At 38.3% G+C, this 17,137-nt stretch carries 17 protein-coding genes; 13 read left to right on the top strand and 4 right to left on the bottom strand.

Annotation, left to right across the window (positions count from 1 at the left end; translation table 11 throughout):
- Positions 1-11: 11 nt before the first annotated feature.
- From IGJ19_RS11885 to IGJ19_RS11860, 6 genes are all read left to right on the top strand, one after another.
- Positions 12-875 carry a carbohydrate ABC transporter permease gene (locus IGJ19_RS11885; RefSeq protein ID WP_010736672.1) on the top strand — a complete coding sequence of 288 codons (864 nt, stop codon included), beginning with the start codon at positions 12-14 and terminating at the stop codon, positions 873-875.
- A 4-nt stretch (positions 876-879) separates the two neighbouring features.
- Positions 880-1,455 (top strand): DUF624 domain-containing protein, encoded by a 576-nt coding sequence (locus IGJ19_RS11880; protein ID WP_074799390.1) that lies wholly within the window; start codon positions 880-882, stop codon positions 1,453-1,455.
- Positions 1,452-2,984: an alpha-N-arabinofuranosidase gene (locus IGJ19_RS11875; RefSeq protein WP_430604119.1), complete on the top strand. Its 1,533-nt coding sequence runs from the start codon at positions 1,452-1,454 to the stop codon at positions 2,982-2,984. Before IGJ19_RS11880 ends, IGJ19_RS11875 begins: the two co-directional genes overlap by 4 nt.
- Positions 2,981-3,946, top strand: a complete 966-nt coding sequence (locus IGJ19_RS11870; protein ID WP_071867842.1) for a glycoside hydrolase family 43 protein — start codon at positions 2,981-2,983, stop codon at positions 3,944-3,946. Before IGJ19_RS11875 ends, IGJ19_RS11870 begins: the two co-directional genes overlap by 4 nt.
- Before the next feature lie 265 nt (positions 3,947-4,211).
- A complete protein-coding gene (locus tag IGJ19_RS11865; protein WP_430604117.1) occupies positions 4,212-6,068 on the top strand; it encodes an LTA synthase family protein in 1,857 nt (618 codons plus the stop codon).
- Positions 6,069-6,163: 95 nt separating this feature from the next.
- The gene (locus tag IGJ19_RS11860; RefSeq protein WP_108144519.1) at positions 6,164-6,595 is read left to right on the top strand and encodes a hypothetical protein; all 432 of its coding nucleotides are present in this window, start codon (positions 6,164-6,166) and stop codon (positions 6,593-6,595) included.
- A 59-nt stretch (positions 6,596-6,654) separates the two neighbouring features.
- On the opposite strand, the gene IGJ19_RS11855 is transcribed toward IGJ19_RS11860, so the two are convergent.
- Together IGJ19_RS11855 and IGJ19_RS11850 are read right to left on the bottom strand one after the other, a co-directional pair.
- On the bottom strand, positions 6,655-7,812 hold the full coding sequence (locus tag IGJ19_RS11855) for an AI-2E family transporter (protein ID WP_142433738.1): 1,158 nt from the start codon (positions 7,810-7,812) through the stop codon (positions 6,655-6,657).
- Positions 7,812-8,174, bottom strand: a complete 363-nt coding sequence (locus IGJ19_RS11850; protein WP_071867845.1) for a PTS glucitol/sorbitol transporter subunit IIA — start codon at positions 8,172-8,174, stop codon at positions 7,812-7,814. The genes IGJ19_RS11855 and IGJ19_RS11850 overlap by 1 nt, the downstream gene beginning before the upstream one ends.
- 136 nt (positions 8,175-8,310) lie before the next feature.
- Here IGJ19_RS11850 and IGJ19_RS11845 point away from each other — a divergent pair, with 136 nt between their 5' ends.
- The 3 genes from IGJ19_RS11845 to IGJ19_RS11835 all read left to right on the top strand — a co-directional run bounded on the left by IGJ19_RS11845 (position 8,311) and on the right by IGJ19_RS11835 (position 10,301).
- Entirely contained in the window at positions 8,311-9,330 is a 1,020-nt protein-coding gene (locus tag IGJ19_RS11845) for a lactonase family protein (RefSeq protein ID WP_071867846.1), read from the top strand.
- A gap of 11 nt (positions 9,331-9,341) precedes the next feature.
- On the top strand, positions 9,342-9,503 hold the full coding sequence (locus IGJ19_RS11840) for a hypothetical protein (RefSeq protein ID WP_019724465.1): 162 nt from the start codon (positions 9,342-9,344) through the stop codon (positions 9,501-9,503).
- Positions 9,504-10,004: 501 nt separating this feature from the next.
- Entirely contained in the window at positions 10,005-10,301 is a 297-nt protein-coding gene (locus tag IGJ19_RS11835; protein ID WP_062806192.1) for a bacteriocin immunity protein, read from the top strand.
- A gap of 130 nt (positions 10,302-10,431) precedes the next feature.
- On the opposite strand, the gene IGJ19_RS11830 is transcribed toward IGJ19_RS11835, so the two are convergent.
- Together IGJ19_RS11830 and IGJ19_RS11825 are read right to left on the bottom strand one after the other, a co-directional pair.
- Positions 10,432-11,052: an NAD(P)H-dependent oxidoreductase gene (locus tag IGJ19_RS11830; protein ID WP_034686954.1), complete on the bottom strand. Its 621-nt coding sequence runs from the start codon at positions 11,050-11,052 to the stop codon at positions 10,432-10,434.
- 117 nt (positions 11,053-11,169) lie between these two features.
- Positions 11,170-11,478 (bottom strand): rhodanese-like domain-containing protein, encoded by a 309-nt coding sequence (locus IGJ19_RS11825; protein ID WP_071867848.1) that lies wholly within the window; start codon positions 11,476-11,478, stop codon positions 11,170-11,172.
- 194 nt (positions 11,479-11,672) lie between these two features.
- Between IGJ19_RS11825 and IGJ19_RS11820 the strand changes: the two genes are divergently transcribed.
- The 4 genes from IGJ19_RS11820 to IGJ19_RS11805 all read left to right on the top strand — a co-directional run bounded on the left by IGJ19_RS11820 (position 11,673) and on the right by IGJ19_RS11805 (position 17,033).
- On the top strand, positions 11,673-12,317 hold the full coding sequence (locus tag IGJ19_RS11820) for a TetR/AcrR family transcriptional regulator (protein WP_071867849.1): 645 nt from the start codon (positions 11,673-11,675) through the stop codon (positions 12,315-12,317).
- A 15-nt stretch (positions 12,318-12,332) separates the two neighbouring features.
- Positions 12,333-14,060 (top strand): ABC transporter ATP-binding protein, encoded by a 1,728-nt coding sequence (locus IGJ19_RS11815; protein WP_071867850.1) that lies wholly within the window; start codon positions 12,333-12,335, stop codon positions 14,058-14,060.
- Positions 14,057-15,934 (top strand): ABC transporter ATP-binding protein, encoded by a 1,878-nt coding sequence (locus IGJ19_RS11810; RefSeq protein WP_071867851.1) that lies wholly within the window; start codon positions 14,057-14,059, stop codon positions 15,932-15,934. Before IGJ19_RS11815 ends, IGJ19_RS11810 begins: the two co-directional genes overlap by 4 nt.
- A 244-nt stretch (positions 15,935-16,178) precedes the next feature.
- A complete protein-coding gene (locus tag IGJ19_RS11805) occupies positions 16,179-17,033 on the top strand; it encodes a VOC family protein (protein ID WP_019724004.1) in 855 nt (284 codons plus the stop codon).
- Positions 17,034-17,137: the final 104 nt, after the last annotated feature.

The following is a 17,137-nucleotide window of genomic DNA, read 5'->3' as shown; positions in this document are numbered from 1 at the left end:
GGAGTAATAATATGCTTTCGGAAAGTTATACAGCAGTTTCAACGAATCGTCGGAAAAAGTTTGATGGAAAGAAATGGTTACGTGTCGTCGGAATGTTACTCGTATTATTGATTATCGCTTTTCCTTTTCTATGGTTGATCATTTCCTCGTTCAAATATGAAAAAGACATTATTTCTTTTCCCCCGAGAATTTTTGCAGATGAATATACCTTTGAGAATTATATCAAGGTTTGGACGACTATTCCGTTGTTAGATTACATCAAAAACACAGTAATCTTTGCAGGTGGGACAGTGATTACTTCTGTTTTCTTTGATTCTCTTGCAGGGTATGCTTTTGCTCGGATGCGCTTCAAAGGGAAATCGGTGTTGTTTTACTTTGTTTTGTTAACGATGATGATCCCATTTCAAGTCTTCATGATCCCACTGTTCATCCAAGCAAATTTTTTAGGCATGTTAGATACGTATGCCGGATTGATCATTCCTCGGATGACCACTGCTTTTGGGATATTTATGATGCGGTCGTTTTTTGTGACTTTACCAGATTCATTGGAAGAAGCCGCACGTATTGACGGGTTAGGTGAGTTCAAGATTTTCTTGAAGATCATGTTGCCTTTGAGTAAGCCAACACTTCTATCACTAGCAATCTTTACGTTGATGAACAGTTGGAATGATTTATTGTATCCACTGATTTTGACAACAAGTTCGAAAATGCGGACGTTACCTGCAGGATTAGCTTTATTCACCGGACAAAATATTTCATTTTATGGACCGGTGATGGCAGGAACAGTTATTTCGATGTTGCCATTGTTGATCATTTATATTTTTGCTCAAAAATACTTTGTACAAGGAACTGCAATGTCTGGCATGAAAGAGTGAGAAAATGAAATTAGTCGAAACAAAATGGTATGGTCAATTGATCCAAATTTCCGATCATATCTTATTAGGTATTTTATGGGTCGTCGTTTCTTTGCCTTTAGTCACAGTAGTACCAGCCACAACAGGGGTCTTTACAGCATTGAATAAATGGAAGAATGGCGAATCAGGGCATGTTTGCTATTCCTTTTTGCAAGGCTTTAAGCGTAAGTTTTTTCTTCAATTAGTGATGAGTTGCGTGACCATTATCAGTTATTTTGCGATGAATCTTATTTTGCAAGAATCTGCTATTTGGTTAGTGATTTGTGGGTATGTAACAATGTTGGTTTTTACGATGTTTTTACTTTCTTGGTGTAGCTCTCTTGCCCAAAATGACGTGCTTTCCGGAAAGGAACTTTTTCAAGAAAGTACGTGGTGGGTGTTGACCAACTTTTTGAAGAATCTTGTATGTTGTGGCATATTATTAGTTTTTCTTGTGCTTGTGTTTATGTTTCCGCCGATTATTTTTGTATTAGCAGGTGGGGTTTGGTGGTTGATCAATCATTTAGTGGGAAACAATAATAGGAAAGGAGTGTGGCAATGAAAAAAGTTGAACTAAAGGTACGTCAAGGATTTTCTAAAGGAGCAATCAGTCCACGACTCTTCGGTTCTTTTGTTGAACATATGGGAAGTGTCGTGTATAACGGAATATTTGAACCAGGACATCCGACCGCGGATAAGAATGGCTTTCGACAGGACGTACTTTCTTATGTAAAAGAACTGTCTTTAGGGGTGATCCGTTATCCTGGAGGGAATTTTACCTCAGGGTATGACTGGCAAGATACGATTGGTCCAGTCACCGAGCGTCCGAAAAAAATCGATCTTGCATGGCAAGGAATCGAACCAAATACATTCGGGCTACATGAATTTTTCAAATGGTTAGACATGGTAGAAGCGGAGCCAATCATGACGGTGAATCTAGGCACAAAAGGAATCGATGATGCGCGTAATCTAGTAGAGTATTGTAATTTTCCTGAAGGAACCTCTTGGAGTGAGTTACGCAAACAAAACGGACAAGAGCATCCTTTTAACGTGAAACTTTGGTGCTTAGGAAATGAGTTAGACGGTCCTTGGCAAATTGGCGCAAAAAGTGCCTATGAGTATGGCAGGTTAGCCAATGAATCTGCCAAAGCGATGAAATTAGTCGATGAATCGATCGAAACGATTTTAGTCGGTAGTTCGACGCCACGCTTAGCGTCTTATCCTGAATGGGACCGAATCGCTTTAGAAGAAGCATATGAAAACGTAGATTATATTGCTTTGCATAATTACATCGATAAATATGACGAAGAAGATTTGACTAAACCTCCAAAAAATGAGCGAGCAGATACCAAAACTTACTTAGCTAAAGCGGAACGGTTTGATCGACAAATCGAAGAGATCATTGCGACGTGTGACTATGTGAAAGGCTATCTACGCAGTGACAAGACGATGTACTTAGCTTTTGATGAATGGAATGTTCATAGCCAACCAGAACAAACCTATCAAAAATTCCAAGAGGGGTCACCAATCGATTGGTGCCAGTTCACTATGGAAGATACATTACTGTTCGGCACATTGGGTCTTGCGATTTTACGGCATGCAGATCGTGTCAAAATTGCTTGCCAATCGCTTTTAGTCAATACCATCCCGCTTATCTTAACAGAGAAAAATGGGATCGCATGGGTAAATCCGACCTATTATGTGATGCAACATCTGGCAAAATATGCGAAAGGCACTGTATTAGATCAACAAACGTTTTGTCCCACTTATGATTGTGATACTGGAAAAGAAGTGCCGATCATTGATAGCGTCGTTGTCGAAAATGAGCAAGAAATCGTACTGTTTCTAGTGAATCGCACAGAAGAGAAAGTGTCCATTACGACAACGCATGATTTTGAGCTGGAGACTAAAGCAGTCCAACTAGTAGTAAAAAGTGATCATTTACTTGATAAAAATACGAAAGACGCACCGAATACGATCCAGCCGATAGAACAAGTAATCGATGTAAATGAAAAGAACACGATCCATATGGTGCTTGAAGCATATTCTTGGAATGTCATCAGACTAAAAAAATGTGAGGAACCTTTATGAAAAAAACAACTTATGCTAATCCAATCGTCCTTGAACGAGCCGATCCTTGGATCTACAAACATACGGACGGCTACTATTATTTTACGGGTTCTCTACCTGGTTATCAGTCCATCGAATTAAGACGTGCGAAAACGATCGATGGCTTGAAGCATGCAGAAACGTTACTGGTTTGGCATGCACCTAAAACTGGACCCATGAGTCAGTTGATTTGGGCACCAGAAATCCATTATATCCAAGGAAAGTGGTATATCTATTTTGCAGCCAGTGATCATGCAGAGATTCGTGATCGTGATCATCACCATCGGATGTTCGTTCTTGAAAACACGTCAATTGATCCAATGAATACTGAGTGGGAAGAAAAAGGGCAAATCAACACGGCTACAGATACGTTTAGTTTAGACGGCACGACTTTTACACATCAAGGAAAGTTGTATTATGTTTGGGCGCAATTAGACCCACGCATTCCGGGGAACTCCAATCTCTATTTATCAGAAATGGCAAATCCTTGGACACTGACCGGGAAACAACTATTATTAGCCATCCCAGAATTTCCTTGGGAAAAGCAAGGATTTGCAGTCAATGAAGGACCAGCCGTACTGGTTCGTAATGGGAAAATATTCATCACTTACTCAGGGAGTGCCACTGATGAAAATTATGCGATGGGTTTGCTGTGGGCAGAAGAGTCAGCGGATCTACTTGACGGTTATTCTTGGCATAAAAATCCTGAACCTGTCTTTGTCTCTTCGGAGAAAAATAAGCAGTTTGGACCGGGACATAACTCCTTTACTCGCTCAGAAGATGGCAAAGAAGATGTATTAGTTTACCATGCACGACCAGAAAAAAATGAAGGAATCGATCCTCTGAACAATCCCAATCGTCATGCCAACGCACAAGTATTTTCGTGGGACACAGAGGGGTTCCCAGTTTTTGGTGAACCAGTTGCGTATTCGGCTGATATTTGAGCATCATTTCAATCAAAGTGACATAAAGCCCTTCAAGAAATAAGCGGTAATAGCCACAATTTGTTGTTCAAAATTGTGGCTATTACCGCTTATTCTTTGCGAGTTGGAGAGACTAAGACACAGTTTCATTCCTTTTGTTTTCTATTTATTTTTTTATAAAATTGGTCGTTCAGACTACTTGTTTTTTGAACTTTACTTTCATTTGTGAAGCGACTAGAATAAAATAGGCGTTAAAGTAGTTTAGAAAAAGTGAAGGAGCGCTCTCTTGAACAAACATTTAGATAAGCTTTCAACCAAACAACAAAAAATTTTACGAATCACTACTCTGGGGGTAGTAACAGTCTTAGTGATACTTATAAGCAATTTGTATTTACAATGGTGCCAGAATAATCTTTCAGTTGATTTAGCCTTGAAATTTGCTTTTTCATGGCACACAGAAAAATTTTTACTTGCTTGTTTCGTATTACTTACTGTCTTCTTATTTATGGTCGCTTTCGCGGGTTCTTACTTATTTGGTCTGCTTTTTTATCTCGTAAGTATCGGTATATTAGGTTTTGCGAATTACTTAAAAATGAGCTATCGACAAGAACCCATCTATCCAGATGACTTAAAGATGATCACAGAGTTCAATTTACTCAAAGACATGACCGGAACACCGATATTTATTGGGCTGATGCTAGTAGCGGCACTTGCCTTTGGGGGAGTAGTCTGGGCGATTGTCCGTAGTTTCAAAAAAGATCGAACATTCCAAATCTATCGTGTCTTGACTTTAGTGATGACCGTTGCAATGATGGGTTATTTCAGTAACTTCAATAATCCCAATAATTTGTTGCGTAAAGCTTATAATCAAACGGCTTTGTGGATTCCTTATAGTCAAAAAATGAATTATTATAATACAGGATTCATTGGTGGCTTTTTGTACAATCTAAAAGTTGAACCGATGGAACGACCAGAAGGTTATTCAAAAGAAAAAATCAATGAAATCACTGAAAAATATCAAGCAATCGCAGACGAAAAAAATCAAACGGCAAGTGATGAGCAGCCAAATATCATTTATGTGATGAGTGAAAGCTTTTCTGATCCAAGTCATCTAAATGGTGTCACGGTGACCGGTGATCCCTTAGCTGACTATCGTGAAGTGGCAAATCAAACCTATAGTGGCCGAATGCTTTCGCAAAATTATGGTGGTGGAACAGCAAATATTGAGTTTGAAGCCTTAACGGGTCTATCCATGGCATTATTCAATGGTCAAATGACCACACCATATACGATGCTCGTTCCCAAGCTGGATCAATTACCATCGCTTGTTTCCACGCTTAATGCACAAAACTATCGAACAACGGCGATCCATCCTTATAATACATCGATGTATAAACGTGAAGATGTCTATCAGACGCTAGGGTTTGATACGTTTATCAGCGAGGGAAATATGACTTACACCGATACTATTGATAATAATCCATATATTTCAGATGAGTCTGCCTATAAAGAAATTTTAGACTTATTAAAAGATGAGGAAACGCCTCAGTTTGTCCATCTGGTCACGATGCAGACCCATATGCCTTATGCAGGCAAGTATTCGCAATTAGATTTTTCGGCTACAACAGAAGATGATACTGGAACAGACACACTCAACAATTATTTGCAAGATATTGCTTATAGTAGTCAAGCATTGAAAGCATTCACTGAAGCGCTGAAAGATACTCCAAGAAGAACGTTAGTCGTTTTTTGGGGAGATCATTTACCGGGGATCTATTCGGACGAGATCAAAAATAAAAATGAGAAACAAGCCTTACATCAGACAGAGTTTCTCATGTTCGATACAGCAGGTGAGTTAGAGAAACGTGAAACCAATGATGCTGTCACTAGCCCTTTTTATTTTGCAGCGAATCTTTTAGAACAAACGAATCAAAAGACCACTGGTTTTTATCAATTACTGCTTGAAATGGAGTCGGCTATTCCCGCGTTTGAACGAGAACTGTATTTTCAAAATGGCCAATGGGGAAAAGAAGCTCAGTTGAATCAGGCGCAAGAGGAAGTATACGAAGCGTATCGCTTGATCCAATATGATCTAGTTTCAGGAGAACAATATAGTTTAGATGCAGGATTTTATGAAAAATAAACGATAAAAATAACATTTTATTGATGTAATGACTTGTTTTCTACTAGAATAAACAGGTAAAATAGAGAAAGAAAAAGAAGAAAGTAGGAAAACCTATGTTACCGAATCTCGGTTATTACGTGCAGACAGTCGATAAAATCGTGAAAGAAACAGAAGCAATCGGCGAAACGATGCACCCAAAATATGAAAAAATCAGAGAAGCAATCGATCAAAAGAAAACAGCTGAACTAACGCAAGCCGAGCTTGTTGAGACGGTTGAGTTATTTGACCAAGGTACTGAAAAATATCGCAATATGCTAAAGAAAATCAGTACGTTGCGTCCACCAGCCAAAGTAATGGGTATCCATAAGAACTTTGAAAAAGCCTACAAAAATTATGTAGCTGGTTGTGAAGAAATGACTCAAAGCATCCAACCAGAAAAAGGCATCGATGCTGCACAATTTGATGCGTCAGAAGCAAAACAAGACCAAGCGACAGATGATATTTCCGCAGCGATCCAAAAAATGACTAACTTATTGATGAAATAATCAAAAAGCCGAGACGACTGAGAATAGGTTTCCTATTCTCGATCATCTCGGCTTTTCATTTATTCTTGTTGCTTTTCTTCATAAAGAGAAGAAATCGTAGTGTACCATTCAAAAATGTGAGAAATCAATACTTTCGCTGCGGCATAGACAGGTATCCCTAAAATCACACCGACCACACCAAATAATTTTCCAGATGTCAATAGGACAAGCAAAATCGTCACTGGATGGATCGACAACTGATTGCCTAGTACAAGTGGCGAGATCAAACGTCCTTCGATGGTTTGCTCTAAGGCGAAAACGATCAATACTTTGACCAACATGATTGGTCCTGCAACGATGGCTAAAAATACCGCAGGGATCATCGCTAAAAATGAGCCTAAGTAAGGGATCAAGTTCAAGAAACCGGCAATGATTCCTAAAGTGACAGCATAATCTAACCCGATGATTGCAAATCCGATCATGAACATCACCGCAACTGCGAAAGCCACAGTCAACTGTCCACGAATATAAGAAGAGACTTGGTTGTTCATCTCACCTAAGACTTTTAACGTAGGCACTCTCATACGAGTGGGTAAGAACTTGACCAAATAAGGTGCTAATTGTTTTCCATCTTTCAACAGATAAAACAAAATAAACGGCATCGTCAATACGGCAACAACGATCGTAGCTACAGCGCCAACAAAACTACCTAAGCTTTGAACGGTGCTTTTCGATAGATTTTGTAAAATATCGCCAGCAGAATTCATAAATTGATCGCCTGTATTTTCCAGTTGCTCTCTGAATTGACTGAATAGTGGATCACGAAAAATCTCGGTTAACTTGTCATCGATGGTCTCAACGTATTGTGGAAAATTGCTGACAAAGCTGACAGTCTGTTCCTGGATTTTCGGGATGATCACTACACTTCCCCAGACGATCAAAGCGACTACAAGTATAAATAAACCGATGATGCTGTAGAGCCTTGGAATCTTTTTCTTTTCAAAATAATCGACGACAGGATTCATCAGGTAATATAAGATACCTGATAGAATGATCGGTAAACCAACGATTGCTAGAAACTGCCAAATTGGTTCAAAAAGATAAGAAACTTTTGTAAACAAAAAAACGATCAGTAAGACCAAAAGAACGACTAATAAAGCCGTGACTACTTGATTATTCAAAAACCAACGCCAAAACCATGAAACAGGTTTGATTTTTCTCTTTTTATCCTCTTCCATTAGTTCACCTGCTTATAATCGATGGTCGTGCCAACAGCGATTTCTGGTAGTTGATAGGGGGACAAATAGATTCCATTGACGATTCTGTCACCTGCTGGTGGTTCTTCAAAAACTAGAGTCACATGACCAACCGTTGTTAAGTTTTCATTGGCCAAAGGACCAACATGTTCGATAGTATATTCTTGCTGATCAAAAGAAATTTGATCACCTTGATTAAGTGAAAAATTCTCTTTTGTACTAAATTCTTGAATGATCGTATAGTCACGCAACGCGGATGTTGCCGACTGATCGAATAAAATCAGCATAGGTTCCTCTGAATTGATTGCTGAGGTGCCAATTTCTGATATCGTTGCTTGAGTCATCTCATTTCTCTCCTTTACTCCTAAAAAATCAATGATTCTATGGTTACAAAAACAGTATAACATATTCTCTTTGATTAACGTCATGAATGGATGTATGATAGAATAAATTAGAATTCTTAATTTGAGGAGGATCAAAATGATAAAAAAAATCATTCTAGGAACATATACAAGACGAAAAAGTGAAGGGATTTATCAAATCGAATTAGATACAGATAAAGGAACTTTAGAGAATCTAACATTAGTTGCTAAAGAAAATAGCCCAACGTATGTGGCAAAAAGTCAGGCAGGCAATCTGTATTCAGTAACCAGTGTTGATGGCTTAGGTGGGGTAGCTGCATATGATGATTCTTACAATTTTTTGAATGCGGTAACAGAAGCAGGCGCACCTTTGTGTTACGTGACAGTCGATGAGCAACGCCAACTGGTTTATGGAGCAAATTATCATAAAGGGGAAGTCAATGTTTACCGTATCACTGAAGACGGTAGTTTAGAGGCGACAGACGCAGTCTTTCACCAAGAACCGACTGGTCCACACAAAAACCAAGATCATGCCCATGTCCATTACACAGACTTAACACCTGACCAACGATTAGCGGTCTGTGATTTAGGAACTGATCGTGTGTACACATATGATGTAGATGAAAATGGTAAGTTAGCTTTAAAAGCTGTATTAGAAGTAGAGCCAGGAACCGGCCCACGTCATTTAGTTTTTCATCCTAATAATCAATTCGCCTATTTGTTTGGTGAGTTAGACAGTACAGTTCGTGTTCTTTCCTATGATAAAACAACAGGCGAATTCAAAGAAGTACAAAAAATCAGTACATTGCCTGAAGGATTCACCGAAGAAAATGGTGGTGCCGCCATCCGTATTTCAAACGATGGACGTTTTGTCTACGCATCAAATCGGGGACATAATTCGATTGCTGTATTTGCTGTGAATGAAGAAGGTTCACATGTAGAACACGTACAAACAATCTCAACTGAAGGAGATTTCCCAAGAGATTTCGCCTTAGATCCAGAAAATGATTACGTGGTATCTGCCAACCAGAATACGGATAATCTTACCTTGTATAAACGTGATGCTACAACTGGAGAATTGACATTGATCCAAAAAGACATCTATGCACCTGAGTGTGTCTGTGTTTACTTTGATTAAGGAGTAGTGACATGAATAAAGAAGAAGTGTTAGACCGTTTACGTGAAGAATTAGAGATTCCGTTTTTTCAAGGAAAAATCGAAGACAAAGAGTATAGTGAAGAAGAATACCAAAAGATCAAAAATGATTTGATCCAGTATTTTGATGACTATGTTCGTAATGTTGAAAATTAAAGAAGGAAATATAGCCTAGAGTAAAATGATTTCTATCTTATCTTGAACCAACACGCTAGCATGCCAAAGCTGTTTAGTGGGATAAAAATGGGGGACGTATGAAAGAGTTGAAAATGATTTTTAGTGCGTTTCTTTTGTCGCTACTTTTAAACTGGGGCTTATCCTATCTATTAAATCGTCCATTCAAATGGTGGATTACTTTAGGTATGTTCATAGGATTCTCCATTGCTTATTTAGTTGGTTCAAGAAAGAGGTCGGGACAGAAGTGTTTAGCCTCGAGAAATAAGGCGTCATCCACGAAAATTGTTCTTCAAATTTTTGTGGATGGCGCCTTATTTCCGAAGAGGTTACTTCTGCTCCCGCCGTTTATTCGGTTTTAGGTGGTGGAAGAGGACTAATGTCCTACTTCCTTTCTTTTATTAACATCTGATTTCAACCAAAGTTTATTTTGCGTAAGACTATAGTAATATTCCTTGAAATTAAGAGAAGGAGCAACAGTAAATGAGTCATCTAAGATGGTTTTCTGGTGGAAACGATCGACGCAAAACAGCAGAAACAATCATTAATGAATTGATAGCTGATTTAGCGTTAGACCTTGGAAATGAATCGCTTAGAGAGGTTTTACACGCTTATCTAGAAAAATTACAAAATGATGGAGCATCAGTGCCGTTCATTCTAAGCCGTATGAACTTAGATATATCTAATGCATTGAAAAAAGATGGCGCCTCTCTCAACGAGCATCAATCCGAAAAGCTACGTGAACTGATGGCTATTTCTAGTATTAGATATGGTTATTAATTAATTTTAGCGTCGCAAATCAGCCGCTTTGCAACAAATAAAAAAGGATTTCATGAACATTTATTGTTAATGTTCATGAAATCCTTTTTCTTTTCTCAACATTTTAAGAGAAAGATTTACCTAATAGTGACTAGAAGTCTTTACCGAATGCAGTTGCTTTATCTAAGGCAGCTTGCATCAATTCTTCAGCACGATCAGGTGTATAGTCGATTCCCTCGATAAATAATTGGTCGACTTGTTCGATGCCGACAAAGTTCAAGATTGCTTTTACATATTGAGAAGCAAAATCTTGTCCATTGTAGATTCCGCCGTTTGATTGGATGTGTAGTGCTTTCTTACCAGTAACTAAGCCAACAGGACCGTTTTCAGTATACTTGAAAGTTTTACCAGCAACATTGACTGTATCAAACCAAGCTTTTAATTTTGTAGGAATGTTCAAATTCCATAAAGCATTGGCAATAACGATTTTATCTGCTGCTAGGAATTGCTCTGTCAATTCGTTGAAACGAGCAATTTTTTGTTGTTGGTTTTCAGATAGACTAGAGAAATCTGCACCTGCACGAAGCGCTTCCCATCCAGAAAGCAATTCTTCATCAATTTCTGGGATATCATCACGATAAAGGTCTAAAACAGTTACCTCGTCGTTTGGATGATTTTCTTTGTAGCTAGTTAAAAAACTAGTTAATGCGTTAACCGAACGTGATTCTTGTGCAGTTAATGGATGTCCTTTGATTACTAATACTGATGCCATAATCTCTCTCCTTTAGTCGTAATTGTTAACTTTACTGCTAACAATACCAGTTTACTTGAAACAGAAAAGGCTATCAAGTATTTTTACTGATAAAAAGTAAGTTATTTTCCAGTACGATCAAAGAGGACTAGTTAATTCACGATTTTCAAATAGTTTCATGTTGTCAACGACATAAGTCGCTTGCAGACCATTTTCTATTAGGTAACTAGTAACTTCTTGTGCTAAATGATTCGCTGCCCCAACAATATAATACTGTTTTTTTGTATCAAGATTATTTAATTGAGCGGATAAACTGGTAATAGGAATGGATATTGAATGACTTAAATGTTTTTTTATATACTCGTTCGTTTTACGGACATCTAAGATCACTATATCCCTTTTTTGATAGACGAAATAGAGTTCGTGGACGGTGATTGATTTGTTCATGGCATTCTTCCTTTTTATATAATGATCCTATTTTAGATGCATAGAATAGTAGAAACAAATCTTTTTACTCGATTTATTCTTTTTTTAATAATTATGAAAAAAGAATGTAAATGACTTGCAAAACAATCGGATGGTGTTATAATGACAAGGTGTCATATGACAGAGTGTCATTTTTATGTGGGGAGGAATCAACGATGCCGACACAGACTTTTTTTCATCTACCTGAAGAAAAACAGCAAAGACTTTTAGAAGCTGCCAGGGTCGAATTTTCAAGAGTGCCATTGAATGAAGCTTCGATTGCACAAATCGTGAAACTTGCGGGGATCTCTAGAGGTAGTTTTTATCAATATTTTGAAGATAAAGAAGATCTTTATTTTTATTATTTTGAAACCGTTCGTAGTGATAGTACAAAAAATATGATCCAACTAATCAAAGAATCGAACGGAGACTTATTTATCGGTTTTGAACTTTATTTTGGGAAAATGATTCGAGATATTCTAGAAGGTGAAAATGCCGCGTTTTACAAACATCTTTTTATGCACATGGATTACCGTGCCTCACGAAAAGTCGTGCCGCATCCACAAGGACATCGTCCATCACCACATAAAAATCATAAAAAAGCGTCCAAAGAGTTGATTGGTTTGATTGATCGTTCCAATCTTAGAGTAAAAGATGACCATGAAATGGAATTATTGTTTCAGTTAGTCATGAGTACACTATTTACAACGATTGCTCATGCCTATAAATCATTTTCAACCTCTGAGGAGTATTCTGTTGAACAAGCCATTGCAGAATTCAATCTAAAACTGTCATGGATAAAAAATGGCGCTTATAAATAGAAAGAAGGGGAACGAATGCTAAAAATTGTCAAACGAATTTCATTGACCTCAGCAATCGCTGCAACGGTTTTTATGATTATTCAAGTGTTAGCAGATCTTTATTTGCCAACGTTAACATCTAATATTATTGACAAAGGCGTAGCAAAAGGTGACGTCGACTATATTTGGCAGACGGGATTTGTCATGATCGGATTTTCTTTGATCAGTATTTTAGCCGCCATTGCCAATACGTTTTTTGCTACACGAGAATCTCAAAAGTTAGGAAAACAATTACGAACAGAAGTCTATCAAAAAGCCGAAAATTTGACGAAAGACAAATTCGACAAGTACGGAACAGCTTCATTGATCACTCGTACAACGAATGATGTGACGCAGATCCAATTGGTGATGCAAATGTTTTTACGGATGATGATCAATGCGCCGATCACTCTTGTTGGGGCAAGTATCCTTGCTTATCAAAAGGACCATCAACTGACAAGGATTTTCTTAGTCGTGATTCCTGTCATGATCATTTTGATCGGTGGTATCATGTATTTTGCTGTTCCGCTATTCAAGAGTATGCAAAAGAAAACGGACCGCTTAAACCTTGTTTTTCGTGAAGGATTAACCGGTGTACGTGTCATCAGAGCGTTTGACAAAACACGTTTTGAGGAAAATCGTTTTGATTTAGCGAATAAGGATTATACAAATACGGCAATCAAAGTCAACACGATCGTTGCATTGATGATGCCAATGATGACGTTGATCATGAGTGGGACGAACGTAGCGATCACATGGTTTGGTGGGCACTACATAGCGGATATGACCTTAGAGGTCGGAAATCTGATTGCTTTCATGACTTATGCGATGCAAATTTTGATTAGTTTCATGATGTTATCAGCGATCTTTATCATGGTTCCTCGTGCCCAAGCTTCGGCTGATCGGATCAATGAAGTACTTGAAGAAGACGCAGGTATCGTTGACCCAGAACAACCAGAAACGGTTGCTTTAGCTGGAAAAGACGCAAGTTTGTCATTCAAACAGGTGAATTACCGTTACCACGGTGCAGAAAAACTAGCGTTGGAAGATATCAACTTTGAAGCTTCATCCGGCGATATCGTAGCTATCATTGGTGGTACTGGCTCAGGAAAAACGACTTTAGTGAATCTGATCCCACGTTTGTATGATATTGAATCGGGCGAGATCGCGATCAATGGAACGAGCATCACTGATATGACGCAATATAACTTGCGTGAATTGATGGGATTTGTTCCCCAAAAAGCTGTCCTTTTTTCTGGAACGATTCGTGAGAATATGCAATATGGGAAAGAAGACGCAACAGATGAGATGATTTGGAAAGCATTAGAGATCGCCCAAGCAAAAGACTTTGTTTCTGAAATGGAAGATGGTTTAGATAGTCATGTCGAACAAGGTGGCGGAAATTTCTCTGGTGGACAAAGACAGCGATTAGCTATTGCGCGTGCCTTAGTAAAAGAAGCCGACATCTATGTCTTTGATGATTCATTCTCAGCACTAGACTTCAAAACAGATGCGAAACTCCGTCAAGCACTAAAAGAAAATATGACAGAAAGTATCACCGTTTTAGTGGCGCAACGAGTAAGTACCGTCATGGATGCAGATACGATCTTAGTATTAGATGAAGGAAAACTTGTTGGAAAAGGAACGCATAAAGAATTACTAGCAACAAATGAAACATACAAAGAAATCGTCAACTCACAATTGAGAGAGGAGGATTTAGCATGAGTAAAGGAAACAATCGATCTCCTCAAGGACCAATGGGTGGGGGACCAGGACGTAACATTGGTGCTAAAGGAGAAAAACCAAAAAACTTTTGGGGCACTGTTCGTCGGTTATTCGGCTATATGTCTAAGCGTTTAGTAGCGATCATTGCTGTATTTGTCTTAGCGATTGCAGCTGTCGTCTTCCAAATCCAGACACCAAAAGTATTAGGGAAAGCAACCACAGAAATTTTTAACGGTGTGATGCTTGGCGCAAGACAAATGCAAGAAGGGCAACAAGTCACTAAATTCCCAATCGATTTTGACAAAATTGGTCAAATCATTGCGACAGTGATTGTTATGTACTTGATTTCTGCCGTGTTCAACTTCTTGCAACAGTTCATTATGACTCGCGTGTCGCAACGTACGGTATATGAGTTAAGACATGATTTAGAGACAAAAATGAATCGTGTGCCGATCTCTTATTATGATACACATACGAATGGGGATATCATGTCTCGAGCAATCAACGACATGGATAATATCGCCAGCACGTTACAACAAAACTTGACTCAATTTGTCACAAGTGCGGTCACACTGATCGGGGTCATCGTCATGATGCTATCCATCAGCTGGCAACTGACATTAGTGGCGTTGTTGATGATTCCATTGAGCTTGATCATCGTGATGATCGTTGCACCGAAATCACAAGTTTTCTTTGCGGATCAACAAAAGAGTTTAGGATTATTGAACAACCAAGTCGAAGAAACCTATGCTGGACATACGATCGTCCAAACGTTCAACCATACAGCAAAAGACCAAGCAGTTTTTGAGATTGAAAACCAAAATTTATATGCCTCTGGTTGGAAAGCGCAGTTTATTTCTGCAATCATCATGCCATTGATGAACTTCGTCAAAAATCTAGGGTACGTCTTTGTGGCTGTACTTGGTGGGATCAAAGTAGCCAATGGGAATATGGCATTAGGGGATGTGCAAGCATTCTTACAATATACGACGCAATTTTCTCAACCAATCACACAATTGGCAAGCTTGATGAATACGATCCAATCAACAGTCGCTTCGGCTGAACGTGTCTTTGAAGTCTTAGACGAAGAAGAGATGACCAATGAAAAATCTGGTTTACCAGTCGAAGAAAATACACCGTACAAAGTTCGTTTTGAAAATGTGCAGTTTGGTTATACGCCAAATCATTTATTGATGAAAGATTTCAATTTGGATGTGAAGCCAGGTGAAATGGTCGCTATTGTCGGTCCGACTGGGGCTGGTAAAACGACTTTGATCAATCTATTGGAACGTTTTTATGATGTTTCAGGCGGAAGCATTCGGTATGACGGTGTCGATACGAGAGATGTTTCTCGTGATGTATTACGTGCGCAATTTTCAATGGTACTCCAAGATACATGGTTATTTACTGGAACGATCTATGACAATATCAAGTATGGAAATGATGATGCAACGGATGAACAAGTGATCGAAGCTGCGAAAGCTGCCCATGTCGATGAATTTGTCCGCAAATTACCTGACGGTTATGATACGATCTTAAATGAAGATGCAAGCAATATCTCACAAGGTCAACGTCAATTGATTACAATTGCCCGAGCATTCTTAGCAAATCCAGATGTCTTGATCTTGGATGAAGCAACCTCAAGTGTCGATACTCGTACGGAGATTTTGATTCAAAAAGCGATGAACCGTTTATTGAAAAATCGTACAAGTTTTGTAGTTGCGCATCGCTTATCAACGATTCGTGATGCGGATAATATTATCGTGATGAACCAAGGATCGATCGTTGAAACAGGAAACCATGATACGCTCATGGAAAAAGATGGGTTCTATGCTGATCTGTATAATAGTCAGTTTACAGAAGAAGCTTCATAATAAGATAAAATAAGTTATAATAATCTTTATAGGATTATGGGAAAGCGGCGTTTAAAAAAATAAAAAAGTTTTATCAAAGATTCGCCGCTTTTCTTACATATAGAATGATTTTCCCTTCCCATTCTGATAATTAGCTAAAAAATAAGACAATCTAAGAATTAATTCAACAAAAAATAAGATATTGCTTGAAAGAAAAGAGAAGCATCGTTAAAATAAAGCTTAACGTAGAGGGGAGCAAGAAATTATGAAAGTTTTTGATTTGGGGTCTACTACTTATTTGAAAAGTATTGCGATACGTGTAAAAGACCGTGATAAAATGATCGAGTTTTATAGAGACACGATCGGTTTCGATTTAAAGAGAGAAGAAAATGAATTAGCGATTTTCGGTACAGTAGAAAATGACAGCGAGATGTTATTATTAGAGGAAAGTCCACGAGCAAATGATCACTTTGGGGAAATCAAAAAGCTCAATCGTTTTTCTTTGATCATTCCAACATTAGAAGAAATGGCAGATGTGCTGTATCGCATTCGCCAAACGAATCAAACGATCGAAGAAGCACTGGAAAGTGATGGCAGAATCGGTATTTTATTGAAAGATCCTGAAGGCAATATGTTAGAGATCTATCATGAAGAGACTCATACTTCACAAGAACAAGCGGCGGAACAATTAGACCAAGAAGCACTATTAAGACAATCAAATGAACGCTTTAAGAAATTATCTGCTGGTACTTATTTCCAAAAAGTCCACCTAAATGTACTAGATATGGAAAAGGAACGAGAATTTTTATCAGAGCTTTTAGGTCTGACTGTGCATAAAGAGGAAGAAAAAGAATTTATCTTGAATAAAGGTGATTTTCATGTAGGACTGACTCAAGCTGAGAGTCCAGTGATTGCCTTACCGACTGATGAAATCTTAGGATTAGACTTTTTGAAATTTGTTGTTGACCCAGAGAGTATGCAACGTCTGATTGCACATTTGAACACAGAAACGATCGATTTTTACATTGACAAAAAACAAAAAGTTTTGACTTTGTATGATGCAATTGGCATCGAATGGTGGTTCGTGGACGAAACAAAAGCAACTAATGTTATCCAATGAACAGTGGCTAGGATCAGTCGATTACTCGACCGTTGGAAAAAGCAGGAAAAATTCAGCTGATGCTGAAAGTTTCCTGCTTTTTTATGTCAGCCACTAAATACTGG

The organism is Enterococcus sp. DIV1368b, from assembly GCF_050529595.1.
Taxonomy (GTDB): domain Bacteria; phylum Bacillota; class Bacilli; order Lactobacillales; family Enterococcaceae; genus Enterococcus_B; species Enterococcus_B mundtii.
The sequence above is the reverse complement of the archived record's forward strand: the minus strand, read 5'-3'. Positions and strand labels throughout refer to the sequence as shown.